22 protein-coding genes and 1 pseudogene are annotated in these 25,190 nt (G+C 72.5%); 15 read left to right on the top strand and 8 right to left on the bottom strand.

All coding sequences use genetic code 11. The annotated features are described in order from the left end of the window. Positions 1–113: 113 nt before the first annotated feature. The 8 genes from QRN89_RS25700 (at position 114) to QRN89_RS25735 (ending at position 8,205) form a co-directional block, all read left to right on the top strand. Complete coding sequence (locus QRN89_RS25700; protein WP_290351729.1) at positions 114–2,888, top strand: DNA translocase FtsK; 2,775 nt, start codon at positions 114–116, stop codon at positions 2,886–2,888. A 187-nt stretch (positions 2,889–3,075) separates the two neighbouring features. Next, entirely contained in the window at positions 3,076–3,897 is an 822-nt protein-coding gene (locus QRN89_RS25705) for a helix-turn-helix domain-containing protein (protein ID WP_290351730.1), read from the top strand. 105 nt (positions 3,898–4,002) lie between these two features. Continuing rightward, positions 4,003–5,484 (top strand): 30S ribosomal protein S12 methylthiotransferase RimO, encoded by a 1,482-nt coding sequence (gene rimO / locus QRN89_RS25710; protein WP_290351731.1) that lies wholly within the window; start codon positions 4,003–4,005, stop codon positions 5,482–5,484. Further along, positions 5,481–6,158 (top strand): CDP-diacylglycerol--glycerol-3-phosphate 3-phosphatidyltransferase, encoded by a 678-nt coding sequence (pgsA, locus tag QRN89_RS25715; protein ID WP_290351732.1) that lies wholly within the window; start codon positions 5,481–5,483, stop codon positions 6,156–6,158. Before rimO ends, pgsA begins: the two co-directional genes overlap by 4 nt. Further along, entirely contained in the window at positions 6,155–6,679 is a 525-nt protein-coding gene (locus QRN89_RS25720) for a CinA family protein (RefSeq protein ID WP_290351733.1), read from the top strand. The genes pgsA and QRN89_RS25720 overlap by 4 nt, the downstream gene beginning before the upstream one ends. A 94-nt stretch (positions 6,680–6,773) precedes the next feature. Further along, positions 6,774–7,154 (top strand): helix-turn-helix domain-containing protein, encoded by a 381-nt coding sequence (locus tag QRN89_RS25725; RefSeq protein ID WP_017949992.1) that lies wholly within the window; start codon positions 6,774–6,776, stop codon positions 7,152–7,154. 119 nt (positions 7,155–7,273) lie between these two features. Beyond that, positions 7,274–7,744: a Dps family protein gene (locus QRN89_RS25730; protein ID WP_290351734.1), complete on the top strand. Its 471-nt coding sequence runs from the start codon at positions 7,274–7,276 to the stop codon at positions 7,742–7,744. Between the two features lie 206 nt (positions 7,745–7,950). Beyond that, entirely contained in the window at positions 7,951–8,205 is a 255-nt protein-coding gene (locus QRN89_RS25735) for a hypothetical protein (RefSeq protein WP_290351735.1), read from the top strand. Here the strand turns inward: QRN89_RS25735 and QRN89_RS25740 are convergent. The 3 genes from QRN89_RS25740 to QRN89_RS25750 form a co-directional block, all read right to left on the bottom strand. Next, positions 8,153–8,929, bottom strand: a complete 777-nt coding sequence (locus QRN89_RS25740; RefSeq protein ID WP_290351736.1) for an SDR family NAD(P)-dependent oxidoreductase — start codon at positions 8,927–8,929, stop codon at positions 8,153–8,155. The genes QRN89_RS25735 and QRN89_RS25740 overlap by 53 nt on opposite strands. Positions 8,930–9,047: 118 nt before the next feature. Further along, positions 9,048–9,881, bottom strand: coding sequence for an Fpg/Nei family DNA glycosylase (locus tag QRN89_RS25745; protein ID WP_290351737.1), 834 nt, complete (start codon positions 9,879–9,881; stop codon positions 9,048–9,050). A gap of 298 nt (positions 9,882–10,179) precedes the next feature. Next, complete coding sequence (locus tag QRN89_RS25750; protein WP_290351738.1) at positions 10,180–14,802, bottom strand: ATP-dependent helicase; 4,623 nt, start codon at positions 14,800–14,802, stop codon at positions 10,180–10,182. 56 nt (positions 14,803–14,858) lie between these two features. On the opposite strand from QRN89_RS25750, the gene QRN89_RS25755 reads away from it, so the two are divergent. The 3 genes from QRN89_RS25755 to QRN89_RS25765 all read left to right on the top strand — a co-directional run bounded on the left by QRN89_RS25755 (position 14,859) and on the right by QRN89_RS25765 (position 16,948). Continuing rightward, positions 14,859–15,692: an AraC family transcriptional regulator gene (locus tag QRN89_RS25755; RefSeq protein WP_290351739.1), complete on the top strand. Its 834-nt coding sequence runs from the start codon at positions 14,859–14,861 to the stop codon at positions 15,690–15,692. Between the two features lie 162 nt (positions 15,693–15,854). Then, complete coding sequence (locus tag QRN89_RS25760) at positions 15,855–16,643, top strand: AzlC family ABC transporter permease (protein WP_390702553.1); 789 nt, start codon at positions 15,855–15,857, stop codon at positions 16,641–16,643. Further along, positions 16,640–16,948, top strand: a complete 309-nt coding sequence (locus QRN89_RS25765) for an AzlD domain-containing protein (protein WP_290351740.1) — start codon at positions 16,640–16,642, stop codon at positions 16,946–16,948. The genes QRN89_RS25760 and QRN89_RS25765 overlap by 4 nt, the downstream gene beginning before the upstream one ends. 112 nt (positions 16,949–17,060) lie before the next feature. Here QRN89_RS25765 and QRN89_RS25770 read toward each other — a convergent pair whose 3' ends face one another. Continuing rightward, complete coding sequence (locus QRN89_RS25770; protein ID WP_290351741.1) at positions 17,061–17,966, bottom strand: hypothetical protein; 906 nt, start codon at positions 17,964–17,966, stop codon at positions 17,061–17,063. A gap of 79 nt (positions 17,967–18,045) precedes the next feature. Here QRN89_RS25770 and QRN89_RS25775 point away from each other — a divergent pair, with 79 nt between their 5' ends. The 4 genes and pseudogenes from QRN89_RS25775 to recX form a co-directional block, all read left to right on the top strand. Next, positions 18,046–18,240, top strand: coding sequence for a DUF3046 domain-containing protein (locus QRN89_RS25775; protein ID WP_290351742.1), 195 nt, complete (start codon positions 18,046–18,048; stop codon positions 18,238–18,240). A gap of 342 nt (positions 18,241–18,582) precedes the next feature. After that, a complete protein-coding gene (locus QRN89_RS25780; protein WP_290353857.1) occupies positions 18,583–19,725 on the top strand; it encodes an AI-2E family transporter in 1,143 nt (380 codons plus the stop codon). Between the two features lie 304 nt (positions 19,726–20,029). After that, a complete protein-coding gene (recA, locus tag QRN89_RS25785) occupies positions 20,030–21,166 on the top strand; it encodes a recombinase RecA (RefSeq protein WP_290351743.1) in 1,137 nt (378 codons plus the stop codon). Then, positions 21,088–21,756 (top strand): annotated as a pseudogene (recX, locus tag QRN89_RS25790) (recombination regulator RecX); the annotation flags it as partial. The gene recA and the pseudogene recX, both read left to right, overlap by 79 nt. Positions 21,757–22,356: 600 nt before the next feature. Here recX and QRN89_RS25795 read toward each other — a convergent pair. From QRN89_RS25795 to QRN89_RS25805, 4 genes are all read right to left on the bottom strand, one after another. After that, positions 22,357–22,785: a rhodanese-like domain-containing protein gene (locus tag QRN89_RS25795; RefSeq protein ID WP_390702560.1), complete on the bottom strand. Its 429-nt coding sequence runs from the start codon at positions 22,783–22,785 to the stop codon at positions 22,357–22,359. Further along, on the bottom strand, positions 22,776–23,303 hold the full coding sequence (locus QRN89_RS25800; protein WP_290351745.1) for a cupin domain-containing protein: 528 nt from the start codon (positions 23,301–23,303) through the stop codon (positions 22,776–22,778). Before QRN89_RS25800 ends, QRN89_RS25795 begins: the two co-directional genes overlap by 10 nt. Before the next feature lie 111 nt (positions 23,304–23,414). Continuing rightward, positions 23,415–23,501: a putative leader peptide gene (locus QRN89_RS35620; protein ID WP_311307652.1), complete on the bottom strand. Its 87-nt coding sequence runs from the start codon at positions 23,499–23,501 to the stop codon at positions 23,415–23,417. Between the two features lie 62 nt (positions 23,502–23,563). After that, positions 23,564–25,168 (bottom strand): FAD-dependent monooxygenase, encoded by a 1,605-nt coding sequence (locus tag QRN89_RS25805; protein WP_290351746.1) that lies wholly within the window; start codon positions 25,166–25,168, stop codon positions 23,564–23,566. Positions 25,169–25,190 lie beyond the last annotated feature (22 nt).

A 25,190-nucleotide genomic window follows, 5' to 3' on the forward strand; every position in this document is an offset into this window, starting at 1 on the left:
GGCGACGTGCTCGCTGAGCGGGCGTCAGTTTCCGGGTGTGGCAAGGGCGACACGAACGGGTGAACCGGTGGGCACGCGTGTGCCCCGCCTGTCGCACCGGTAACCTCACCACCATGGCCTCACGTACGTCCGGCAAGGGTTCCCAGGGCACGGCGGGCACCGCGAAGCCGCGCGCCGGCCGTACGACCGGCGCCGCGAAGAAGGCGGCGCCCGCCAAGAGGACCGCGGCGAAGCCCGCGGCCGGGAAGCGCGTACCCGCGAAGAAGGCTCCCGCCCGCAAGGCGGCCGCGAAGAAGGCCGCGCCCAGGCCCGCGCCGAATCCCACCGGCGGCGTGCTGTGGCTCCTCCGTGCCGTGTGGCTCGGCATCGCCCACGCCCTCGGCGCGATGCTCCGCGGCATAGGACGCGGTGCCAAGGGGCTCGATCCTGTGCACCGCAAGGACGGACTCGCGCTCCTGCTGCTCGCCCTCTCGCTGATCGTCGCCGCGGGCACCTGGTCGAACCTGCGCGGTCCGGTCGGCGACCTCGTCGAGATGCTCGTCACCGGCGCGTTCGGCAGGCTCGACCTGCTCGTGCCGATACTGCTCGTCGCCGTCGCCGTACGGCTGATCCTCTATCCCGAGCGGCCCGAGGCCAACGGCCGGATCGTCATCGGGCTCACGGCACTCGTCATCGGCGTGCTCGGCCAGGTCCACATCGCCTGCGGCTCCCCGGGGCGCGAGGACGGCGCCGAGGCGATGCAGGACGCGGGCGGTCTGATCGGCTGGGCCGCCTCCAAACCGCTGATCTTCATGATGACCGAGGTCCTCGCCGTACCGCTCCTGGTGCTGCTCACGGTCTTCGGGCTCCTTGTCGTCACCGCCACGCCCGTCAACGCCATCCCGCAGCGGCTGCGCAGGCTCGGGGTCCGCCTCGGGATCGTGGAAGCGCCGTACGAGCCCGGGCAGGGCGACGCGGGAGAGCCGGGGGAGTACGACGACGAGTGGCGCGAGGCGCGGCCCGCGCGCCGCCGCGCCCCCGCGCGCCGCGACGCCGAGGTGTACGACGCCGACAAGGCGGAGGAGGAGGCGCTGTCCCGGCGCCGGCGCCGCGGGGCCTCCGCACAGCCCGACCCCGGCCGGCCCATGGACGCGGTCGACGTGGCCGCCGCCGCCGCGGCGGCCCTGGACGGTGCCGTCCTCAACGGCATGCCGCCGTCACCCGTCGTCGCCGGTCTGACCCGCGACCTCACCGCCGAGCGGGAGCGCGCCGCCGGTCCGCTGCCCGGCGCGCGGACCGAGCGGCCCGCGGCCACCGCGCCCGCCGCCGAGGAGAAGCCGGCGCCGTCGGGCTCCGTACCGGACCTCACCAAGCCCGCCCCCGACGCGTCGCAGCCCCTGCCTCCGCGGGCCGAGCAACTGCAGCTCTCCGGGGACATCACCTACGGACTGCCGTCCCTGGACCTGCTGGTACGCGGCGGACCGGGCAAGAGCCGCAGCGCCGCCAACGACGCGATCGTCGCCTCCCTCACGAACGTCTTCACCGAGTTCAAGGTCGACGCCGCCGTCACCGGCTTCACCCGCGGTCCTACCGTCACCCGGTACGAGGTCGAGCTCGGCCCCGCCGTGAAGGTCGAGCGGATCACCGCGCTGACCAAGAACATCGCCTACGCCGTGGCCAGCCCCGATGTGCGGATCATCTCGCCGATCCCCGGCAAGTCCGCCGTCGGCATCGAGATCCCGAACACCGACCGGGAGATGGTCAACCTCGGCGACGTGCTGCGACTGGCGGACGCGGCCGAGGACGACCACCCCATGCTGGTCGCGCTCGGCAAGGACGTCGAGGGCGGCTACGTCATGGCCAACCTGGCGAAGATGCCGCACATCCTGGTCGCCGGCGCCACCGGCTCCGGCAAGTCCTCCTGCATCAACTGCCTGATCACCTCCGTGATGGTGCGGGCCACCCCGGAGGACGTCCGGATGGTCCTCGTCGACCCCAAGCGGGTCGAGCTCACGGCCTACGAGGGCATCCCTCACCTGATCACGCCGATCATCACCAACCCCAAGCGGGCCGCCGAGGCCCTGCAGTGGGTAGTGCGCGAGATGGACCTGCGCTACGACGACCTCGCCGCGTTCGGCTTCCGGCACATCGACGACTTCAACCGGGCCGTGCGCGAGGGCCGCGTCAAGGCGCCCGAGGGCAGTGAGCGCGAGCTGCAGCCCTACCCGTACCTGCTGGTGATCGTCGACGAGCTCGCGGACCTGATGATGGTCGCCCCGCGCGACGTCGAGGACGCCATCGTCCGGATCACCCAGCTGGCCCGCGCCGCCGGCATCCATCTGGTCCTGGCCACCCAGCGGCCCTCGGTCGACGTGGTCACCGGTCTGATCAAGGCGAACGTGCCCTCGCGGCTCGCCTTCGCCACCTCCTCCCTCGCCGACAGCCGGGTCATCCTGGACCAGCCGGGCGCGGAGAAGCTCATCGGCAAGGGCGACGGCCTGTTCCTGCCCATGGGGGCCGGCAAGCCCACCCGTATGCAGGGCGCCTTCGTGACCGAGGAGGAGGTCGCGGCCGTCGTCCGGCACTGCAAGGAGCAGATGGCCCCCGTCTTCCGGGACGACGTGGTCGTCGGGACGAAGCAGAAGAAGGAGATCGACGAGGACATCGGTGACGACCTCGACCTGCTCTGCCAGGCCGCGGAGCTGGTGGTCTCCACCCAGTTCGGGTCGACGTCCATGCTCCAGCGCAAGCTCCGGGTCGGCTTCGCCAAGGCCGGCCGCCTCATGGACCTCATGGAGTCCAGGAACATCGTGGGCCCCAGCGAGGGCTCCAAGGCGCGTGACGTTCTCGTGAAACCCGATGAGCTGGATGGAGTGCTCGCGGTGATCCGTGGGGAGTCTGATTCGTAAGGGAGGGCGGGGCAACCGTTTCCCTTGGTCGTACGTCAAGTTGGATGGAGGGCAGGACGTGCTCCGTCCTCCCGCCGTCCGACCATTCTGATGGCGTACAAACTGCATCCGCCCGGTTGCCCCACCCTTTCGTACCACCCATAGACTGAACCTCCAGCAGGTGGCTACACGCTCGAAAGGCGCCCCCGTGTCCATCGGCAACTCCCCCGAAGACGACCGTCCTTCTCTCGAAGACGACGGGCCTTCGATCGGTCACGCGCTCCAGCAGGCGCGCACCGACGCAGGTCTCACCGTCGACGAGGTCAGCACTTCCACCCGTGTGCGCGTTCCCATCGTGCAGGCGATCGAGCAGGACGACTTCTCGCGCTGCGGTGGCGATGTCTACGCGCGCGGGCACATCAGGACACTCGCGCGTGTCGTGGGGCTGGATCCGGAACCTCTCGTCGCGCGGTACGACGCCGAGCACGGCGGACGTCCCTCGCCGACCCCGGCGGCCCCGCTCTTCGAGGCGGAACGCATCCGCCCCGAGCGCAGGCGCCCCAACTGGACCGCCGCGATGGTCGCGGCGATCGTCGCCGTCATCGGTTTCGTCGGCTTCACCCTCTTCAACGGTTCCGACGGCGCCAACGGCACCAAGCAGGTCGCCGAGGGCTCGACGCCCGAGAAGACCAGCCCCAAGCCGCCCCCGGCCAAGCCGGTGGCGCCCAAGCCCGACGCCTCCGAGAGCGCCATCGCCGCCGTCCCGCAGGACAAGGTGACGGTGAAGCTGACGGCGGTCGACGACAAGAGCTGGATCTCCGCCAAGTCCGCCAACGGCAAGCTGCTCTTCGACGGACTGCTCCTCGCGGGCGAGTCCAAGACCTTCCAGGACGACGAACGGCTGGACCTCATCCTCGGCAACGCCGGCGCGATCGAGCTGTTCGTGAACGGCAAGAAGATCGAGGACAAGTTCGAGAACGGTCAGGTGGAACGGCTGTCCTACGCCAAGGGCGACCCCGAGGCCGGCTGACCCCGCCGGGCCGGCGACCGGCCGGAAATCGATCATCCTCGCCCGTTCCGCGGGCGGGAACCCTCGCGGACCGGGCGTGGGCCAGGACAAAGTAGTCTTGAGCCCATGCCCGAACGCCGTACCGTCGCCCTTGTCACTCTTGGCTGCGCCCGTAACGAGGTGGACTCGGAGGAGCTCGCAGGCCGCCTGGCAGCGGACGGCTGGGAGCTCGTCGAGGAAGCCGCCGACGCGGATGTCGCGGTCGTCAACACCTGCGGATTCGTCGAGGCCGCCAAAAAGGACTCCGTCGACGCCCTGCTCGAGGCCAACGACCTCAAGGACCACGGGAGGACCCAGGCCGTCGTCGCGGTCGGCTGCATGGCCGAGCGGTACGGCAAGGACCTCGCCGAGGCCCTGCCCGAGGCCGACGGCGTGCTGGGCTTCGACGACTACGCCGACATCTCCGACCGCCTCCAGACCATCCTGAGCGGCGGCATCCACGCCTCCCACACCCCCCGCGACCGCCGGAAGCTGCTGCCGATCAGCCCGGCGGACCGGCAGGGCGCCGACGTGGCCCTCCCCGGGCACGCCCAGGCGCCCGCCCCCGAGGACGTGCCGGCCGACCTCCCCGAGGGTCTGGCGCCCGCCTCCGGGCCGCGTGCCCCCCTCCGCCGACGGCTCGACACCAGCCCGGTCGCCTCGGTGAAGCTCGCCTCCGGCTGCGACCGGCGCTGCTCGTTCTGCGCCATCCCGTCCTTCCGCGGCTCCTTCGTCTCCCGGCGGCCGAGCGACGTGCTGGGAGAGACCCGCTGGCTCGCCGAGCAGGGCGTGAAGGAGATCATGCTGGTCTCCGAGAACAACACCTCGTACGGCAAGGACCTGGGCGACATCCGGCTGCTGGAGACGCTGCTGCCCGAGCTCGCGGCCGTCGACGGCATCGAGCGGGTCAGGGTGAGCTATCTGCAGCCCGCCGAGATGCGCCCCGGACTGATCGACGTCCTGACGTCCACCGAGAAGGTCGCGCCCTACTTCGACCTCTCGTTCCAGCACAGCGCCCCCGGTGTGCTGCGCGCCATGCGGCGCTTCGGCGACACCGAGCGGTTCCTGGACCTGCTGGAGACCATCCGCGGCAAGGCCCCGGAAGCCGGTGTGCGGTCCAATTTCATCGTCGGCTTCCCGGGTGAGGAGGAGACGGACTTCGCCGAGCTGGAGCGCTTCCTCACGGAGGCGCGCCTGGACGCCGTCGGCGTCTTCGGCTACTCAGACGAGGAGGGCACCGAGGCCGCCGGGTACGAGCGCAAGCTCGACCAGGACGTCGTCGACGCCCGCCTCGCGCATCTGTCCCGGCTCGCCGAGGAGCTGACCGCCCAGCGGGCCGAGGAGCGCATCGGGGAGACCCTGCACGTCCTCGTGGAGTCCGTGGACGACGAGGACGGTGCCGTGGGCCGTGCCGCGCACCAGGCGCCCGAGACCGACGGACAGGTGGTCTTCACGAGTGCCGTCGGCCTGGCACCCGGACGTATGGTCGAAGCGAAGGTCGTCGGTACGGAGGGCGTCGATCTCATGGCCGACGTGGTTTCGGAGCGTCGTGAGGAGGCGGGCAGATGACCGGAGCGCCGGCATCCGCAGCGGGTGGGACCGGAAGGCCGGCGCCCGGCGGGAAGCTGGGCGCTGCGGCCGTCAACCAGGCCAGCCTGTGGAACATCGCCAACATCCTCACCATGGTGCGGCTCCTGCTCGTGCCCGGGTTCGTGGTGCTGATGCTCATGGACGGCGGACACGATCCGGTCTGGCGCGCCTGGGCCTGGGCGGCCTTCGCCGTCGCCATGATCACGGACGTCTTCGACGGGCATCTGGCGCGTACGTACAACCTGGTCACGGACTTCGGGAAGATCGCGGACCCGATCGCCGACAAGGCGATCATGGCCGCCGGTCTGATCTGTCTGTCGGGGCTCGGGGACCTGCCCTGGTGGGTGACCGGAGTGATCCTCTTCCGCGAGCTGGGGATCACGCTGATGCGCTTCTGGGTGATCCGGCACGGAGTGATCCCCGCGAGCCGCGGCGGCAAGCTGAAGACCCTCGCGCAGGGCACCGCCGTCGGCATGTACGTGCTCGTGCTCACCGGTCCGCTGGCCACCCTGCGCTGGTGGGTGATGGCCGTGGCGGTCGCCCTGACCGTGGTCACCGGGCTGGACTACGTGCGCCAGGCGGTGATGCTGCGGCGCAAGGGTCTCGCGGCCGAACGGTCCGCGGCACGGGACCGCGCGGAGTCCTCACGATGAGCAGTGCCGCCGCGGTGCTCCGCCTCCTCGCGGAGCGCGGCGAGAGCCTGGCCGTGGCGGAGTCCCTCACGGGCGGTCTCGTGGCCGCGGAGCTGACCTCCGTTCCGGGAGCCTCGAAGAGCTTCCTCGGATCCGTGACGGCTTACGCGACCGCCCTCAAGCGGGATCTCCTGGGGGTCGACGGGACCCTGCTGGCCGAGCACGGAGCGGTGCACGCGGGGGTCGCGGCACAGATGGCCGCCGGAGTACGGGCCCGCATGGGGGCCGGCTGGGGCATCGCGACCACCGGTGTCGCGGGGCCGGACCCCCAGGACGGACAGCCCGTGGGCACGGTCTTCGTCGCGGTCGCGGGCCCCGGCGGCAGCCGGAAAGTGGCCCGGCTGAGATTGAACGGCGACCGCTCGGAAATCCGTAGAGAGAGTGTCCGGAGCGTGCTGGAACTGCTCGCCGGCGAACTCTCGGGTAAGGGGCGGGCACAGGATACGGAACAGAACGGGGGGAATGGATGTTTGCAGCCCTGAGTGAACACGACATCGCTCCCCGCACGGCCGCAGCGCGAGGCGGTACGGTGGGGCGTGAAGGATGCGGCTACGCGGTCCGAGGAGGGAGCCACCGATGATTCTGCTCCGTCGCCTGCTGGGTGACGTGCTGCGTCGGCAGCGCCAGCGCCAGGGCCGTACTCTGCGCGAAGTCTCCTCGTCCGCCCGAGTCTCTCTCGGCTATCTCTCCGAGGTGGAGCGGGGGCAGAAGGAGGCTTCCTCCGAGCTGCTCTCCGCGATCTGCGACGCGCTTGACGTACGGATGTCCGAGCTCATGCGGGAAGTGAGCGACGAGCTTTCGCTTGCCGAGCTGGCCGAGTCGGCAGCGGCGAGCGAGCCGGTGTCGGCGCCGGTGCGACCGCTCAATTCCGTGTCCGTGACCTCGGTCGCGGGCGTGCCGACGGAACGGGTGACGATCAAGGCACCGGCGGAAGCGGTGGACGTCGTCGCCGCTTGATCTCCACGTGTGAGCCCCGGTCGGGTGGGTACCCGACCGGGGCTTGTCTATTTCCCCGAATAACCGTTTTGTTCCATTTGTGCCATGGTGGAGAACGGTGTCACTGAACGGAGGTCACTATGTCTGCGGTGAAGAGCTCGCTGCCCGAGGACGCGCGCAAGATCACCGGTGAGGCCCTCCAGGGCGCGCTGGTGGACCTGATCGATCTGGGGCTCGTGGCCAAGCAGGTCCACTGGAACGTGGTCGGGCCCCGCTTCCGCTCCGTGCACCTCCAGCTGGACGACGTCGTGGCCACGGCGCGGCAGCACTCCGACGTCGTGGCGGAGCGCGCTTCCGCCATCGGTGTCGCACCCGACGGCCGCGCCTCGACCGTCGCCTCCGCGAGCGCCATCGGGAAGGTGCCGGACGGCTGGATCCAGGACACCGACGTGGTCAGCACCATGGTGAAGTCGCTGATCGCGGTGATCGAACGCATGCGTGAGCGCATCCAGGCCACGGACGAGCCCGACCCGGTGAGCCAGGACATCCTCATCGCGCTCACGGCCGACCTCGAGAAGCACGCGTGGATGTTCCAGGCGGAGAGCGTCTAGCCGTGGGCATATCCGGAGCCTCCTCCGGGGCGGCCGCGTACGCGGCCGGACGGGACGTCCCGACGGGACGGGTGCGCGGGCGCACAGCCCGGGGCACGAACCCCTGGGGCGCCTGGCACATACGCTGCGGGCGCGCCGGGTGTGCAACCGGTGCGCCCTCCCGCCGCGTGATCGGTCCGGTCTAGCGTCGACCGGAGGAGGCGGCCATGGTGAGGCGATGGGTCCTGCTGCCGGCGCTCGCACTGGGCGCTCTGTGGTGGTGGGCCGTGTTGCGGCTGGCGCTGGTGCCGGAGCATGCGGGGCTCGTCGAGGGGGCAGTGGCGGCAGGCGGGTGGGGGCTCAGCCTGTTGCCGGTGCACGTTGCGTCGCGGGCCGGGGACGCCGGTAGGGCCGGGGGAACGACCACGGCTACCACGGCATCGCGACGCCCCCGTTCGGCCGGAGGATCTGGCCCGTCGTGAACGACGACGCGTCGGAGGCCAGGTGCAGTACCGCGTGGGCGATGTCCGCGGGCTCACCGACCCGGCCGAGCGGTGAGATCCTGGCCATGGCCGCCTCCACTCGCCGCTGCGACTCCGCGTCGTGGCGGTCCGTCATGGGTGTCCGCACCCAGCCCGGCGCCACTGCGTTGACCCGGATCGCATGCCTTCCGAGTTCCACGGCAAGGGTCTTGGTGAGCTGGACGACGGCCGCCTTGGCGGCGCTGTAGCAGAGCAGACCAGGATTCGCGGCGTCGACCGCCCCGGACGCCATGGTGACGATCGACCCCGGCACCCCGGCGTCGATCATCGAGCGGGCGGCGGCCCGGCAGGCGTACAGAACGCCCTTGAAGTTGACCGCGAGGACCCGGTCGAGGTCCTCGTCCGTGGTCTCCAGGGCCGGGCTGGAGTGCATGATGCCGGCGACGGCGGCCAGAACGTGCGGTGGGCCGGAGGTGGACACGGCCGCCGCCATCGCCGCGTCGAGTGCCATGCGCTCGCTCACGTCGACGAGATGGGTGTACGCCGTGCCGCCCGCGTTCTCGACTATCGCGCGGGTCTCGGCGAGTTCCTTCTCGGCCACGTCGGCGCAGTGCACGGTGGCGCCCGCCTCGGCGAGCAGGACGGCGGTGGCGCGGCCTATGCCGCTCGCCGCACCGGTGACGAACGCGGTGCGGCCGGTGAGGTCGTACGCGGAGACGGCCATGACCGGACCGTACGACCGTTTCTGACGGATCGTCAACTACGATGGGCCGTCGACCGTGGGGCTGTGCGCGTACGGAGGCCGGGCGGGTCGGAGTGGGCCCGGACGGGGTGGCGGGGCGTCACGTCGTGGGCCCGGACTGGCAACCCGGGCACCAGTAGGAGACCCGGTCGTCCTGGCCCGCCCGGCGGATCGCGGTGCCGCAGCGCAGACAAGGGTGGCCCCGGCGCCCGTACACGAAGAGGCGCTGCTCGCCCGGACGCAGCGGACTCCGGCGCTCGTCGCCGCCACGGCTCCCGGCGCTCCCGCTGGGGGTGGTGCGCCGTTCGAAGGTCTCCTTGTTGAGCTCCAGCAACCGCTGGGCCGTGGCGACGAGGCGCTCGGGAACACCCGGGGGCAACTCACCGATCGGGAGCCAGGGAGTGACCCGGGCGAGGAAGGCCAGCTCCGACTTGTAGACATTGCCGATGCCCGCGAGATTGCGCTGGTCGAGCAGGGCCTCGCCGACGGGGCGGCTGGGGTCGGCGAGCAGGTTGCGCACGGCGGCGTCCGGGTCCCAGTCCGGCCCCAGCAGATCCGGGCCGAGATGCCCCACGGCCTTGTCCTCGTCGCGTGTCCGCAGCAGCTCCAGAACGGGAAGGCGGTAGCCCACGGCAGTGCGTTCGGCGTTGCCGAGGACGGCCCGGATCTGGTGGTTCGGCCCACCGCGCCAGCGCTCGCCGGTGGCGAAGACCCGCCAGGAGCCGTCCATTCGGAGGTGGGAGTGGAGCGTGAGCCCGCCCTCGATGCGCGTGAGCAGATGCTTGCCGCGCGCGGTGACGTCCAGCACCTCCCGGCCGGTGAGATCGGCGGTGGCGAACCGGGGCACCCTGAGGTCGGAGTGCGTCAGTGTCCGTCCTGCCAGGGCGGTGTGCAGCTTCCGGGCGGTCAGCCAGACGGTGTCTCCTTCGGGCATGCCTCCATGATGCGCGACCGCCGTCCCGGCGGGTGGACAAGCGAGTGCGGAAGGGCCGTGAGCGCGGGCCGGTCCTCGGTCCCGCGGCTGTGCCCGGACGCGACGGGCCGCGCGCGGGCCGCGGCGGTGCAGGGTCGGCGCCCTCGTCGAGGGTCCGGCCGGTGAGTGGAGGCGAGGGGCCCGGTCGTGCGCCCGTGCGCCCGCGTTCTGCCCTCCGGGGCGGGCAGGTGCCTGTGGTGGGAGGCCCCGCTCCGGTGCCTGCGGTGGGACAGGGGCCGCTCCGGTGGTGTGACCGGGGTCAGGCCCGTATGCGCAGGCCTCGGGGAGTGGCGTGGAAGCCGGTCTCCTCCAGCGGGCGGGCGAGCGGTGACGTCAGTGCCGCCGAACCGTTGATCCGCTCGACCGTGATCGTGCCGAGCATTCCCGCGCTGCCCGCCCCGGCGAGCGCCTCCGCCGCCGCACGGAGCGCCGGGTCGTCCGGCTCCGCGGGCCAGGACAGCAGGCTCTTCCCGCCGCGCTCCATGTAGAGCGTGAGCTCCCCGTCGACCAGCACGACCAGCGAGCCCGCCTTCCGGCCCGGCTTGTGGCTCGCGCCGTCGGGCGGTTCGGGCCAGGACAGCGCCGCCCCGTACGCGTTCGCCGGGTCGGCGGCCGCCAGGACCACCGCACGCGGGGCGCTGTACCCCTCGGCACGCTCGCGGGCGCCGGCCGCGGCCCTGAGCCGGTCCACCGCACCGTCCATCGCGAACTGGGCGGCTCCGAGGCCCTCGACGACGTAGCCGCGCCGGGCCTGCCCGCTGTCCTCGAAGGCGGACAGGATCCGGTACGTCGCCGAGAAGCCGCCCTCGACGCCCTCGGCGGCGACCGCGCCCCGCGTGACGACGCCATGGCGGTCCAGCAGCGTGCGGGCCAGGGCGTGGGCGCGGTGCGTGGGGTCGGCCTCCGCCGCGGGAAGCAGGGACCAGCGTCCGGAGACGGTGGGCGGACCGTTGCGGGACGCGGTCCGCGCGGCCGCCGTCAACGAGCCGTACCGCCCGCGCGGCACCGTGCGCCGGGCGCGGTGCGCCGTGGAACCCGCCGTGCGGCCCGATCCGAGCAGCGAGCGCAGAGGCGCCAGGGTGTCGTTGGTGAGCCGGCCGGACCAGGCCAGGTCCCACACGGCGTCGGCCAGTTGGGGGTCGGTGGCCTCGGGGTGGGTCGTCGCCCGCACCTGGTCCGCGATCTGGCGGAAGAACAGGCCGTAGCCCCCGGAGAGGGAGGAGAGCACCGACTCGTGGAGTGCCGTCAGCTCCAGCGGGTGGGGCTGCGGCAGCAGCAGCGGGGCGGCGTCCGCGAGATAGAGGGAAACCCAGCCGTCCTTGCCGGGCAGCGCGCCCGCCCCGGCCCACACCACCTCACCCGTCGTCGTCAGCTCGTCGAGCATGCCCGGCGCGTACCCGGCCACCCGGGACGGGAGGATCAGCTTCTCCAGCGCGGAGGCCGGCACGGGCGCGCCCTGGAGCTGCTCGATGGCACGGGCGAGCCCGTCGATGCCGCGCAGACTGTTGTTCCCCAGGTGCTGCCACTGGGGCAGGAAGGTGGCCAGCGCGGCGGGCGGTACCGGTTCCAGCTCCTCGCGGAGCGCGGCGAGGGAGCGACGCCGCAGCCGGCGCAGCACGGCGGCGTCACACCACTCCTGGCCGATGCCCGAGGGATGGAACTCGCCCTGGACGACCCGTCCCGCGGCGGCGAGCCGCTGCAGTGCCCCGTCCGTGACGGCCGCGCCCAGCCCGAACCGCGCGGCGGCCTGCGACGAGGTGAACGGTCCGTGTGTGCGGGCGAAACGGGCCAGCAGATCGCCGAGCGGGTCCTTCACGGGCTCGGTGAACGCCTCAGGGACGCCCACCGGGAGCGCCGTGCCCAGCGCGTCCCTGAGGCGTCCCGCGTCCTCGACCGCCGCCCAGTGGTCGGCGCCGGCGATCCGGACCCGGATGGCCCGGCGGCTCCGGGCGAGTTCCTCGGGCCAGCCGGGGTCGGCGCCGCGCTGGGTCAGCTCCTCGGTCGTGAGCGGCCCGAGGACCCGCAGCAGATCGGCGACGCCCTCGACGTCCTTGATCCTCCGGTCGTCCGTGAGCCACTGGAGCTCCTGCTCCAGCTCGGTCAGGACGTCCGCGTCGAGCAGCTCGCGCAACTCCGCCTGACCCAGCAGCTCGGCGAGCAGCCGGGAGTCCAGGGAGAGCGCGGCGGCGCGGCGCTCGGCGAGCGGTGAGTCGCCCTCGTAGAGGAACTGGGCCACATAGCCGAAGAGGAGCGAGCGGGCGAAGGGGGACGGCTCGGGGGTGGTGACCTCGACCAGCCGCACCTTGCGGGACTCGATGTCACCCATCAGCTCCTCGAGCCCGGGGACGTCGAACACGTCCTGGAGGCATTCCCGCACGGCCTCGAGGACGATCGGGAACGAGCCGAACTCGCTGGCGACCTGGAGGAGCTGGGCCGCGCGCTGGCGCTGCTGCCACAGCGGTGTGCGCTTGCCGGGGTTGCGGCGCGGCAGCAGCAGGGCGCGTGCCGCGCACTCCCGGAACCGGGACGCGAACAGCGCCGATCCGCCCACCTGGTCGGTGACGATCTGACTGACCTCGCCCCTGTCGAAGAGCGTGTCGGCGGCGCCGACCGGGGCCTGGTCGCCGTCGTAGGAGGTGTCGAGGTGCACCGGGTCCTGGTCCAGCAGGTCCAGACCCATCAGGTCGGCGTCGGGGAGCCGCAGCACGATCCCGTCGTCCGCGTGCATGACCTGGGCGTCCATGCCGTACCGCTCGGAGAGCCGCGCGCCCAGAGCCAGGGCCCAGGGCGCGTGGACCTGGGCGCCGAACGGCGAGTGCACCACGACCCGCCAGTCGCCCAGCTCGTCACGGAACCGCTCGACGACGATCGTGCGGTCGTCGGGCACATGGCCGCAGGCCCGGCGTTGTTCGTCGAGGTAGGACAGGATGTTCCCGGCGGCCCAGTCGTCGAGACCTGCGGTCATCAGCCGAAGCCGGGCGTCCTCCTCGGGCAGTGACCCGACCTCGCGGAGGAAGGCGCCCACCGCGCGGCCCAGTTCGAGCGGGCGGCCCAGCTGGTCGCCCTTCCAGAACGGCAGCCGGCCGGGAACCCCGGGCGCGGGGGAGACCAGCACCCGGTCGCGGGTGATGTCCTCGATCCGCCAGGAGGTCGTGCCCAGGGTGAAGACGTCGCCGACGCGGGACTCGTACACCATCTCCTCGTCGAGCTCGCCGACGCGGCCGCCGCCCTTCTTCGGGTCCGCACCGGCGAGGAAGACGCCGAACAGCCCGCGGTCCGGGATCGTGCCGCCGGAGGTGACCGCGAGCCGCTGGGCGCCGGGACGCCCCGTGACCGTCCCGGCGACCCGGTCCCACACCACGCGCGGGCGCAGCTCAGCGAAGGCGTCGGACGGATACCGCCCGGCGAGCATGTCCAGCACCGCCGTGAACGCCGACTCGGGGAGCGAGGCGAAGGGTGCGGCGCGCCGCACGACGGCGAGCAGGTCGTCGAACGGCCAGCTGTCGAGGGCGACCATGGCGACCAGCTGCTGGGCCAGCACGTCCAGTGGATTGGCGGGGATGCGGAGCGACTCGATGGAACCCGTGCGCATCCGCTCGGTGACGACGGCGGCCTGGACCAGGTCGCCCCGGTACTTGGGGAAGACGACGCCCGTCGAGACCGCGCCCACCTGGTGGCCTGCGCGGCCGACGCGCTGGAGGCCGGAGGCGACGGACGGCGGGGACTCGACCTGGACGACGAGATCCACCGCGCCCATGTCGATGCCCAGCTCCAGGCTGGACGTCGCGACGACGGCGGGCAGCCTGCCCGCCTTGAGGTCCTCCTCGACGAGAGCGCGCTGCTCCTTGGAGACCGAGCCGTGGTGCGCGCGGGCGAGCAGCGGGGGCGCGCCCTGCGCCGCCCCGGACTGCGCCATGATCTCGGCCGGCGGGGCGCCCTCGGGAAGCGGCTCTCCCACCGTCCGTTCGTAGGCGATCTCGTTGAGCCGGTTGCACAGCCGCTCCGCGAGGCGGCGGGAGTTCGCGAAGACGATCGTCGAGCGGTGGGCCTGCACCAGGTCGGCGATCCGCTCCTCCACCTGCGGCCAGATGGACGGCTTCTCGCCCGGGCTGTCCGGCTCGGAGGCGGGGGAGCCGCCGAGCTCGCCCATGTCCTCGACCGGGACGACGACGGAGAGGTCGAACTCCTTGCCGGACGGCGGCTGCACGATCTCCGCCTTGCGCCGCGGAGACAGATAGCGCGCCACCTCGTCCACCGGCCGGACGGTCGCCGAGAGGCCGATCCGGCGGGCGGGACGCGGCAGCAGCTCGTCCAGCCGCTCCAGGGACAGCGCCAGGTGCGCGCCCCGTTTGGTGCCGGCGACCGCGTGCACCTCGTCCACGATCACCGTCTCGATGCCGCTCAGCGCCTCACGGGTGGACGAGGTGAGCATCAGGAACAGCGACTCGGGGGTGGTGATCAGGATGTCCGGCGGACGCGTCGCGAGCGCCCGCCGCTCGGCCGCGGGGGTGTCACCGGACCGGATGCCGACGCGCACCTCGGGCTCGGGAAGACCGAGCCGCACGGCCTCCTGCCGGATCCCGGTCAGCGGGCTGCGGAGATTGCGCTCGACGTCGACCGCGAGGGCCTTCAGCGGCGACACGTACAGCACGCGGCAGCGCTTCTTGACGTCCGCCGGCGGCGGGGTGGAGGTCAGAGCGTCGAGGGCGGCCAGGAACGCGGCGAGGGTCTTCCCGGAACCGGTCGGGGCGACGACCAGCACGTCCGCGTCGCGGCCGATCGCCCGCCACGCGCCCTCCTGGGCCGCGGTGGGCGCACTGAAGGCCCCCGTGAACCAGCCGCGGGTCGCGGGGGCGAAGCTGTCGAGCGCACTGCCGGTCATGACACCCATCGTGCACCGCCCCACTGACAAGCACCCGGACCTGCGAGAATGTCGACATGGCCGAGGGTGAGTGGGCGCGGTACTGGCAGCACGAACGGCTGCCGGGGATCGATCTGCTCCGGGCCCGGTACGTGCGGCACACCTTTCCCCGCCACAGCCACGAGGGCTACGTCTTCGGGACCATCACGCGCGGGGTCGAGGACGTCGGGCTCCCGGGCGGTGTGGTGCACGCCGGGCCGGGCATGGTCGTGATGATCAATCCGGAGGTTCCGCACACCGCCCGGGCCGGGGTGGCGGAGGGCTGGGTGTACTCGACGCTCTACCCGTCGTCCCAGGTGGTGGCAGAGATAGCGGCGGAGACCACGACGATCAGGGGTACCGCCGGCTTCGCGGCGACCGATGTGGTCGACCAGCAGGCGGCCCGGCTGATCCGCGAGGTCCACCGCGCGGCCGAGGAGGGCAACGCGCTCGCCGCCGACAGCGTGCTGCGGATCATGGTGGCGCGGCTGCTGCGCAACCACGGGAGCAGCCTCCCGGCGCGCGAACCGCTCACGGCGGGCGCGCGCCACGCGGCACGCGCCCGGGCGGTGCTGGAGGAGCGGATGGAGGACCCGCCCACGCTCCAGGCCCTCGCCGCCGAGCTGGGCACCAGCCCGTTCGCCCTGCTGCGGGCCTTCCGCGACCGCTACGGGATGCCACCGCACACCTGGCTCACCGACGCGCGCGTCCGGCGGGCCCGGGGGCTGCTGGACGCGGGCGAGGCTCCGGCCCTGGCGGCCGCCGCGGTCGGCTTCGCCGACCAGCCGCACCTCAACCGCCACTTCACACGGATCGTCGGGGTGCCCCCGGGTGCCTATCAGCGGGGGCGAGGGGTCGGCCGGCCGGGGTGAGGCCCGTACCCCTGGGGTGAGCGGTCGCACACCGCGATGCGGCCTGGGCCGATGTGCCGGTCGAGCGGGAGCGGAGGGAGGGCGCGGGGCCGGGAGGGGAGGGGGTGGCGTGCGCAAGAACGTACAAGACCGCTCGCCGTCCGGTCCCGTACCGTCCCTGACGTGCCAGAACAGACAGCATCAGCAGAAATACCCATCGACGGCGAAGGGCGCGCCGCGGCCGGTGGGTCCGGGCCGCGGACGACCGCCGACGCACCGGTGAAGGCCGACTCCGCCGTCGTGCGGGACGCCCTCGGCGTGGGCGTCGCCGTCGGCCTGTCCGGCTTCGCCTTCGGCGTGACCGCCGCGGGCGCCGGACTCGACGTCCTGCAGATCTGCGCCCTGAGCCTGCTCGTTTTCACCGGCGCCTCGCAGTTCGCCCTGGTCGGCGCGCTCGCCGCGGGCGGCAACCCGTTCACGGCCGCCGCCGGGGCCTTCTTCCTCGGTACCCGCAACGCCTTCTACGGCCTGCGGCTCTCCCAGCTCCTCGCCGTGCGCCGCGCCGTACGTCCCTTCGCCGCCCACTGGGTCATCGACGAGACCACCGCGGTGGCCCTGGCCCAGCCCACCCGCCGGGCCGCGCGGATCGGCTTCACCGTCACCGGGCTCACCCTCTACGTGCTGTGGAACCTCACCACACTGCTCGGTGCGCTCGGCGCCGAGGCCATCGGCGACACGAACGCCTGGGGACTGGACGCGGCCGGGCCCGCGGTCTTCCTGGCCCTGCTGGCCCCCATGCTGCGCACGACGACCGAGCGGGTGGTCGCGGGCATCGCCGTCGCCCTCGGGCTCGGACTGCTGCCGGTGCTCCCCGCCGGAGTGCCGGTGCTCGTCGCGGCGCTCGCCGCGCCCGCCGTCCTCTGGTGGCAGGGCCGGACGACCACCACCCAGCGGAAGGGAACGGAGCGTTGAACGTCTGGATCGCGATCGGAGTGACCGCCGCCGCCTGCTACCTCGTCAAACTCGCGGGCCTGCTGGTGCCGGCCGGTGTGCTGGAGCGCCCGCTCGTCCAGCGGCTCGCCGCCCTGCTCCCGGTCGCCCTGCTGGCGGCGCTCACCGCCCAGCAGACCTTCGGTGCGGGCGACGCGGTGGTGCTGGACGCGCGTGCGGCCGGACTGGCCGCTGCGGCCGTCGCGCTGGTCCTCAGGGCGCCGTTCCTCGTCGTGGTCGCCGCCGCCGTGGCGGTGACCGCGGGGGTGCGTGCCCTCGGGGGCTGAATCCGGGCGCCCCTCGCGCGGCCCCGGTGAGCGGGGCCGACGCGGGGAGCGTGTGATGCGTCCGGCGGGACGGGCGTCGGCAAGGGGCGCGTGAAAGGGGCGGGTAACCGGCTCAGCGCAGCACGCGTCCGTGCGCGCGCAGTGTGCGCAGTGCCTCGACCGTCACGACCGGACGCCACTCCAGGGCGGTGCTCGGCGCCCACTGGCGCCACCGAACGGGCCAGCCGCCGTCCTCCTGCTGCTCACGGGCGAGGTGGTCCAGCGACCGGTCCATCTCCTCGTCCGTGAACCAGCGCCGTGCCAGTGAACCCGGCACGCGTGCGTAGTCGTGGGGGTAGTGGTACTCGCCCGGCGCATAGCCCGCGGCGACGGGGTACTCGTCGGACCGGTCCGGGTCGAGCACCACCAGCCGCTGTTCGCGGACGAGCCTGCCGAGCCGGTCCGCGGCCTCCTCGGCCCGCGACCGGTCCGGGACACCGTCCAGGAACGCGACAGCCGCCTGGATCTCGTACGGGTGCGACTTCTGCAGCCCCTCCACCGCCGCCCAGCAGAAGTCGGTCGCCCGGAACAGCCACGCGTGCCACACCTGGTTCCGGTGCAGCAGGCCCACCACGGGCCCCGTGGCCAGCAGCTCACTGGGCGGATCGGACACGATGGGGATGAACGGCGCCGTCGGGTAGCCGCGCTGCGAGGGATGGATCACGGGCAGGGCGCCGTCCCGGGTGGCCACGTTCGTCAGGTAGCGGCAGATGCGCTCCGCGCGCAGTCCGCCGCAGCGCCCGATGGAGTCCAGCACGCGCAGGGCGTGCGCCGTGTGCAGCGGCTGGCTCGCGGGGCCGCGGAGATCGGGTTCCAGGGCGTGGCCGTAGCCGCCGTCCTCATTGAGGTACGCGGTCAGCGCCGCCTCGACCGGCTCCGCCGCCGCACCCAGGAAGTGGTACGCGAACCGCCGCTGTTCGAGAACGCGGGCCGTGAGCCAGATGAACCGCTCAGCCCGTGCCAGAGGTGTTCCAGCCATGCTCCGACGGTAGGGGCGAACGGGCTTCGCACAAGGCCGACGGACCGGTCTGCACTCTCAGGGGGCGGATACTGGTGTCATGCGGTTGACGATTTTCTGGGAGCGGATGGAAGAGCACTTCGGTGCGGTGTACGCCGACTCCTTCGCACGCGACCATGTGATGACCGAGCTCGGGGGCCGTACGGTGCACGAGGCACTGGCCGCCGGCTGGGAGACGAAGGACGTCTGGCGCGGGGTCTGCGCCGCGGTCGGCATCCCCGCGGACAAGCGCTGAGCCCCGGATCCGGCTGTCGTCCCGCCACCGGCGCGCTCGGCCGGGCCCGCGCCGGTGGGACGGGCACCGGGCCGGCGGGCCCGTGGTCCGGGCGTTGTCCACAGGGCCGTGCCGGTTGTTCCCGCGGTAGGCGAGACTTGCTCCGTGGCAGCGAATGACGAGACCGCCCAGGACGAGAACCGCCCGACCACGCAGTACGCGGAGGCCGGGCGGCCCGACGACGACATCGGGGGCGGCACGGCAGGGGCCGGCGCCCCGGTGAAGGTCCCCTCGCCCGCCACCGCGCCCGACGGTGGCGCCGGTACCGGCGGGACCGCCGTCACGGCGGCCGCACCGGGACGGATGCCCCGCTGGCTGCCCCGGGCCATGGTGCTGGCGCTGGCGCTCTACGGCTGTTTCCAGCTCGGCAGCTGGGCCTTCCACCAGCTGATCGGCCTGCTGATCAACGTGCTGATCGCGTTCTTCCTGGCGCTCGCGATCGAGCCGGCCGTGGGCCGGATGGCGGCCCGCGGGGTGCGTCGCGGCATCGCCACGTTCCTCGTCTTCATCGTGGTGCTGGCCGCGAGCGTGGGCTTCGTCGTGGCGCTCGGCTCGATGCTGGCCGGTCAGATCGTCGAGATGGTCGAGGACTTCCCCCAGTACCTGGACCAGGTGATCAACTGGATCAACAAGACCTTCCACAGCGAACTGTCGAGAGTCGCGATCCAGGACAGCCTGCTGCGTTCCGACTGGCTGCAGAAGTACGTGCAGAACAGCGCGACCGGCGTGCTCGACGTCTCGGCGACGGTGCTCGGCGGGCTGTTCAAGCTGCTGACGATCTTCCTCTTCTCCTTCTACTTCGCGGCGGACGGGCCGAGGCTGCGGCGCGCGCTGTGCTCGGTGCTGCCGCCGTCGAAGCAGGCCGAGGTGCTGCGGGCCTGGGAGATCGCCGTCGACAAGACCGGCGGCTATCTGTACTCGCGCGGGCTGATGGCGCTGATCTCGGGCGTCGCCCACTACGTGCTGCTGGCGATGCTGGATGTGCCGTACGCCCCTGCGCTGGCCATGTGGGTGGGGCTGGTGTCGCAGTTCATCCCCACCATCGGCACGTATCTCGCGGGCGCGCTGCCGATGCTGATCGCCTTCACGATCAACCCCTGGTACGCGCTGTGGGTGCTGGGCTTCGTGCTGATCTACCAGCAGTTCGAGAACTACGTGCTGCAGCCGAAGCTGACCGCCAAGACGGTGGACATCCATCCGGCGGTGGCGTTCGGATCAGTCATCGCCGGTACCGCGCTGCTGGGAGCCGTCGGCGCGCTGATCGCGATCCCGGCCGTCGCCACGCTGCAGGCGTTCCTCGGCGCGTATGTGAAGCGCTACACCGTGACGGAGGACCCGCGGGTCCACGGGCACCGGAGACACGGTGAGGCGGTGCTCGCCCGGGTCCAGCGGGCGCTGCGCAGCAAGAAGGACGGGACGGCGGCCGAGGGGGAGAGCGGCGCCTGAGGGGACGGGCGGAGCGGCGCTGAAGGAACCCTCCGCGACCCTGGCGCCCTCCGCGACGGCTGTCCGTGCCGCCCCGGCGGCCTGTCCGTGCCCTCCCGGCTGCCCCGCGGGGCCGGGGCGCGCGGTGCGTGTGGCGCGCTTGACACCAAAATCGAACATCCATTCTTATGTGAGTCCGGCCTTGGAATCCCGGGGATTTCACCGGGTTGTCCACAGGTTGGAGGGACGTCGGGGCGCATTGTCAGTGGCAGGGGTTAGCGTCTTTGACGTGAAGCGATCGACTCAAGCAAACCGGGTGGAACCCATGGCAGGAACCGACCGCGAGAAGGCGCTCGACGCCGCGCTCGCGCAGATTGAACGACAGTTCGGCAAGGGCGCCGTGATGCGCATGGGCGAGCGGTCGAGGGAGCCCATCGAGGTCATCCCGACCGGCTCGACGGCGCTCGACGTCGCGCTCGGCGTCGGTGGCCTGCCGCGCGGCCGTGTGGTGGAGATCTACGGCCCGGAGTCCTCCGGCAAGACGACTCTGACCCTGCACGCCGTCGCCAACGCGCAGAAGGCGGGCGGCCAGGTCGCCTTCGTCGACGCGGAGCACGCCCTCGACCCCGAGTACGCGAAGAAGCTCGGCGTCGACATCGACAACCTCATCCTGTCCCAGCCGGACAACGGTGAGCAGGCGCTCGAGATCGTCGACATGCTGGTCCGCTCCGGTGCGCTCGACCTCATCGTCATCGACTCCGTCGCCGCGCTCGTGCCGCGTGCGGAGATCGAGGGCGAGATGGGCGACTCCCATGTCGGTCTCCAGGCCCGGCTGATGAGCCAGGCCCTGCGGAAGATCACCAGCGCGCTCAACCAGTCCAAGACCACGGCGATCTTCATCAACCAGCTGCGCGAGAAGATCGGCGTGATGTTCGGCTCGCCCGAGACCACGACCGGTGGCCGCGCGCTGAAGTTCTACGCCTCGGTGCGCATCGACATCCGCCGCATCGAGACCCTGAAGGACGGCACCGAGGCCGTCGGCAACCGCACCCGCTGCAAGGTCGTGAAGAACAAGGTCGCGCCGCCGTTCAAGCAGGCCGAGTTCGACATCCTCTACGGCCAGGGCATCAGCCGTGAGGGCGGGCTGATCGACATGGGCGTGGAGCACGGCTTCGTCCGCAAGGCCGGCGCCTGGTACACGTACGAGGGCGACCAGCTCGGCCAGGGCAAGGAGAACGCGCGGAACTTCCTGAAGGACAACCCCGACCTCGCCGACGAGATCGAGAAGAAGATCAAGGAGAAGCTGGGCGTCGGAGTGAGCAGCACCGAGGCCCCGGCTGCCGAGCCCGGCGCGGACGCGACGAGCGCAGGCGCTCCGGCCGATGCTCCCGCCAAGTCGGTGCCCGCGCCCGCCACCAAGGCGGCGAAGGCCACCAAGACGGCTGCGGCGGCCAAGGGCTGACCGGCATCGTGCCCGATCCGAGCACGCGGCGTACCGCGGATTGGCCGGGCGGCAGCTCCGCATCGTCGAGGGCCGATGAGGAGCTGCCGCCCCAGGACCCGGCGGAGAGGGCGCGGGCGATCTGTCTGCGCCTGCTCACCGGCACCCCGCGGACCCGGAAACAACTCGCCGAGGCGCTCCGCAAGCGCGAGATCCCGGACGAGGTCGCCGATGAGGTGCTGTCCCGCTTCGAGGACGTCGGTCTCATCGACGACGCGGCGTTCGCGGGGGCCTGGGTGGAGTCACGCCACCACGGCCGCGGACTGGCCCGCCGGGCCCTCGCCCGTGAGCTGCGTACGAAGGGCATCGACCCGGCGCTGATCGACGAGGCGCTCGGCCGGCTCGACTCCGACCAGGAGGAGGAGACGGCACGTGAACTGGTCGCCAGGAAACTCCGCTCCACCCGGGGTCTCGACCGGGACCGCCGACTCCGCCGCCTCGCGGGCATGCTCGCGCGCAAGGGATACCCGGAGGGCATGGCCCTGCGGGTGGTCCGCAGGGCCCTGGAGGAGGAGGGCGAGGACACCGAGGGTCTGGACGGTCTGTCCTAGCCGGCCGCCGGTGAGTGCACGTCAGGTCAGATCAGTGCGGGGCTGAACTGCCCGGCCCTACGGGCCGACGACAGAGGTGGGCTTCACCCGGTGCACCGATCGCCGGGACCTCCGAGCCCGATTCGTTCATGAGTTTCACCCCGTCACGGCACAGAGCCCTCCCCTTGCCACCCGGAACCGCCCGGGTGTTCGGCAGGGCGACCGCCGTGCTTTCGCCGCCGGCCACGAGGGGCCGGCGGCCACCACGGCCACAGGAGCGGACCGGTGTCCCCGGAGGGGAAGGGGCGAGGGAGACCACGTCCCGGGATGCCGGTCCGCTTCAGTGCCGTCTGCGCCAGGGGGGCAGTGTCGACCGACGCGCACGGGCAATGTCGTTCGCGGCGGCATGTCGTGTCCCACGGGCCGTCAGGCGTACGCCCGCGCGCACATCGGCAGGGCCGGCCTGGGACGTGTGGCGAAAGTCCCTCCCGGCCCGCGACGCCTGGCCCGCACGCTCGCTGCGTTGCCGGAGTCATCCACGTGCGTCCAGTACGAGGACGATCCTCCGTCCTGCGATCGCACGCACCGGACGCCGCAGGCCCCGCCCTGCGGCGGACGGAGCTACTTTCGCAACCCGCCCCGGGCCGCCACCCCCGGCTCGCTCACCGGCAGGCCCTCCGCACGCCACGCCTGGAAACCGCCGATCAGATCGGTCGCGCGGTGCAGCCCGAGCTGCCGGAGCGAGACCGCCGCGAGGGACGAGGCGTACCCCTCGTTGCAGACGACCACGACACGCAGGTCATGGCTGGTGGCCTGCGGCGCGCGATGGCTGCCCAGTGGGTCCAGCCGCCACTCGAGCTCATTGCGTTCGACGACGAGCGCGCCGGGGATCAGGCCGTCCCGGTCGCGCAGTGCCGCGTAGCGGATGTCGACAAGCAGGGCACCGTCAGCGGCCGCGTCGAACGCCTCACGCGGTTCGACCCGGTCCAGCCCCTCTCGTACCCGTTCGAGCAACTCGTCGATACCCACCGGCCGTTCACTCACTGCCAGTCCTCCGGACGCTCGACCTGCTCGAGACGGAGCATCGCGCCGGTCCTGCTGAACCGCCGGAGCAGCGGCAGCGGCGGATGGTACGCGTGGACCGAGATCGCATGCTCCGTCGTGGACTCGTTGAGCACCTCGTGGACATGGTGCCTGCCGAACGCCCGCCCCACGCCGGGGCCGAGGCGCCGTTCCCGGTCGACGTCCTCCGCCAGCTCCAGGGTCTTCCATCCGCTCGCGGGGAGCCGGACCGCGAGGGAGTTCTCCTTCAGCTCGCCCGACGCGGTGGCGAAGGCGCCGACCGACTCCGCGTGGTCGTGCCAACCGGTGCCGGTGCCAGGAGGCCAGGCGATCAGCCACGCCTCACTGCCGCCGGGCCCTTCCAGTCGCACCCAGGTGCGGCCCTCGGGGTCCAGTGGCAGCGAGGCGATCAGTTCGGTGTCGGCAGCGGCGCGCCGCACGAAGTCGAGGAGGGCGGCCGCGGTCGGCGCGGCCGCTTGCGTGGGTACGGGGACAGACTGGGTCACGGGAACCGCCCTGGGACTCGCTGAGACGCCCACGGCCGAGGCGTTTCGCCCACGGGGGGACCCGTGCGCGAACGCGGCCGTGGAAGCGGGGGAAGAAAGAAGAAGGCGAAGTCAGCAGGACGGTCGACACACGCAGCCCGCGTAGCGGAGCAGGTCCATGTGGACCCTCCGCCACAGGCGCACATCGGTGTCGGTCACGTTCCGGAGTACACCATGGGCGCCCGCACCGGTCAATTGATGTCCGCAGTGCGGGCGGATGGTCAGTCCGAACGGGCGGCGGCGTGCTCGGAGCGTGCCTCCGAGGCTCCGGGCGCACCCCCGCGCACCGCGTCGGCCGCCGCGTGCAGCTCGGCCGGACGCACGCCGCCGAAGGCCGCCACGAGGTGTCCGTCCGGCCTGACCAGCAGCACCGTGTGCGCCGAAGCCCCCGGATAGGACTCGGCGACGAGCAGCTCCGCCCGAGCGGGCAGCTCCGACACCGTCGAGGCGAGCCGGGGCATGACGCCCGCCGTCACCCAGTGGCGCCGGTCCCACACCCCCGTGCCGGGAGCGATCAGCACGACCAGCAGCCGGGCCCTGCCCAGCCGGTCCCGCAGCCGGGAGGTCGTGCCGTCGGGGGTCGTCACGGCGACGTCCGAGACCGGTGCGCCGACCGGCGTACCGACCGCGGTGTGCGCCTCGGTGTACGGGGCCGCGAGGGGGGAGTACGGATATGCGGGGGGCGCGCCGAGCGCGCCGAGCCCCAGATGCCCGTCCGTCAGCAGGGTGTCGTGCCCACGGGCGGCGCCCGGCAGATAGGTGCGCAGGCCGCCGGTGCCGCGCAGTATCGGCAGGGACTGGTCGGCGGCCCGCAGCCGTGCCGCCACCGCGGTGCGCCGTTCCGCCTGGTAGCTGTCGAGCAGGGTGTCGGAGGCGCCGTGGTGCCAGGCCTGGGCCAGCTTCCACGCCAGGTTGTCGGCGTCGCGCACCCCCTCGTCGACGCCCTGGGTGCCGACCGCGCCGAGGAGATGGGCCGCGTCCCCGGCGAGAAAGGCCCGGTCCACCCGCCACCGCCGGGCCAGCCGGTGGTGCAGGGTGTGGACCCCGGTGTCGAGCAGGTCGTACTGCGGCGGCCCGTCGCACCAGCCCGCCAGGGTGTCCCGGACCCGTGACACCAGCGCGTCGGGCGTGACCAGTTCGCCGCGTGCGGGCAGCAGCCAGTCCAGCCGCCAGACGCCGTCGGGCAGCGGCCGTGCGGTCACCTCGTCGCCGACCGCGCGCCACGGCGGCAGTCGGTGCAGCACGCCTTCGCCGGGCCAGGGGAGTTCGGTGCGCAGGGCCGCGACGGCGTGGCGTTCCACGGCGGTCCGGCCGGGGAAGCGGATCCCGAGCAGCTTCCTGACCGTCGACCTGGCCCCGTCGCAGCCGACCAGGAAACTCCCGCGCCACCAGGTCGCCTCGGGCCCGCGAGTGTGTGCGGTGACGCCGCTTCCGTCCTGCTCCAGGGCGTCGAGCCGGCTGTGCGTGGCGACCTGCACCAGGCCGTTGGTGTCCACGGCGTCCCGCAGCCCCCGCATCAGCGCGTGCTGCGGGAGGTGCACGGGCGCGGGCAGATCCTCCCCCTGGAACTCCACCCGGCGCAGCTCCTGCTTGCGGCGCAGTGAACGCCAGCCGACCCAGCGGGCCCCTTCGTCACGGATCGTCGCGCAGCCCAGCCGTTCGGCGAGGGCCGCGGTGTCGGCGCGCAGGACGACGGTGCGCGCGGGGCGCGGCCCGTCCTTGCCCTCACCCTCGTCGATGACCACGGAGGGCACGCCCTGAGCGGCGAGGGCGAGGGAGAGCACGAGCCCGACCGGACCCGCGCCGACGACGATCACCGGGTCCACGGCGCTGCTCCTGAGACCTGCC

It is taken from the genome of Streptomyces sp. HUAS CB01 (genome assembly GCF_030406905.1).
Taxonomy (GTDB): Bacteria; Actinomycetota; Actinomycetes; order Streptomycetales; family Streptomycetaceae; genus Streptomyces; species Streptomyces chengbuensis.

Excerpts from the sequence above, each read along its gene's own strand:
- QRN89_RS25700 (WP_290351729.1), top strand. The coding sequence starts at position 114 with ATGGCCTCACGTACGTCCGGCAAGGGTTCCCAGGGCACGGCGGGCACC.
- rimO (WP_290351731.1), top strand. The coding sequence starts at position 4,003 with ATGCCCGAACGCCGTACCGTCGCCCTTGTCACTCTTGGCTGCGCCCGT.
- pgsA (WP_290351732.1), top strand. The coding sequence starts at position 5,481 with ATGACCGGAGCGCCGGCATCCGCAGCGGGTGGGACCGGAAGGCCGGCG.
- QRN89_RS25720 (WP_290351733.1), top strand. The coding sequence starts at position 6,155 with ATGAGCAGTGCCGCCGCGGTGCTCCGCCTCCTCGCGGAGCGCGGCGAG.
- QRN89_RS25725 (WP_017949992.1), top strand. The coding sequence starts at position 6,774 with ATGATTCTGCTCCGTCGCCTGCTGGGTGACGTGCTGCGTCGGCAGCGC.
- QRN89_RS25730 (WP_290351734.1), top strand. The coding sequence starts at position 7,274 with ATGTCTGCGGTGAAGAGCTCGCTGCCCGAGGACGCGCGCAAGATCACC.
- QRN89_RS25735 (WP_290351735.1), top strand. The coding sequence starts at position 7,951 with ATGGTGAGGCGATGGGTCCTGCTGCCGGCGCTCGCACTGGGCGCTCTG.
- QRN89_RS25740 (WP_290351736.1), bottom strand. The coding sequence starts at position 8,929 with ATGGCCGTCTCCGCGTACGACCTCACCGGCCGCACCGCGTTCGTCACC.
- QRN89_RS25745 (WP_290351737.1), bottom strand. The coding sequence starts at position 9,881 with ATGCCCGAAGGAGACACCGTCTGGCTGACCGCCCGGAAGCTGCACACC.
- QRN89_RS25750 (WP_290351738.1), bottom strand. The coding sequence starts at position 14,802 with ATGACCGGCAGTGCGCTCGACAGCTTCGCCCCCGCGACCCGCGGCTGG.
- QRN89_RS25755 (WP_290351739.1), top strand. The coding sequence starts at position 14,859 with ATGGCCGAGGGTGAGTGGGCGCGGTACTGGCAGCACGAACGGCTGCCG.
- QRN89_RS25770 (WP_290351741.1), bottom strand. The coding sequence starts at position 17,966 with ATGGCTGGAACACCTCTGGCACGGGCTGAGCGGTTCATCTGGCTCACG.
- QRN89_RS25775 (WP_290351742.1), top strand. The coding sequence starts at position 18,046 with ATGCGGTTGACGATTTTCTGGGAGCGGATGGAAGAGCACTTCGGTGCG.
- QRN89_RS25780 (WP_290353857.1), top strand. The coding sequence starts at position 18,583 with ATGCCCCGCTGGCTGCCCCGGGCCATGGTGCTGGCGCTGGCGCTCTAC.
- recA (WP_290351743.1), top strand. The coding sequence starts at position 20,030 with ATGGCAGGAACCGACCGCGAGAAGGCGCTCGACGCCGCGCTCGCGCAG.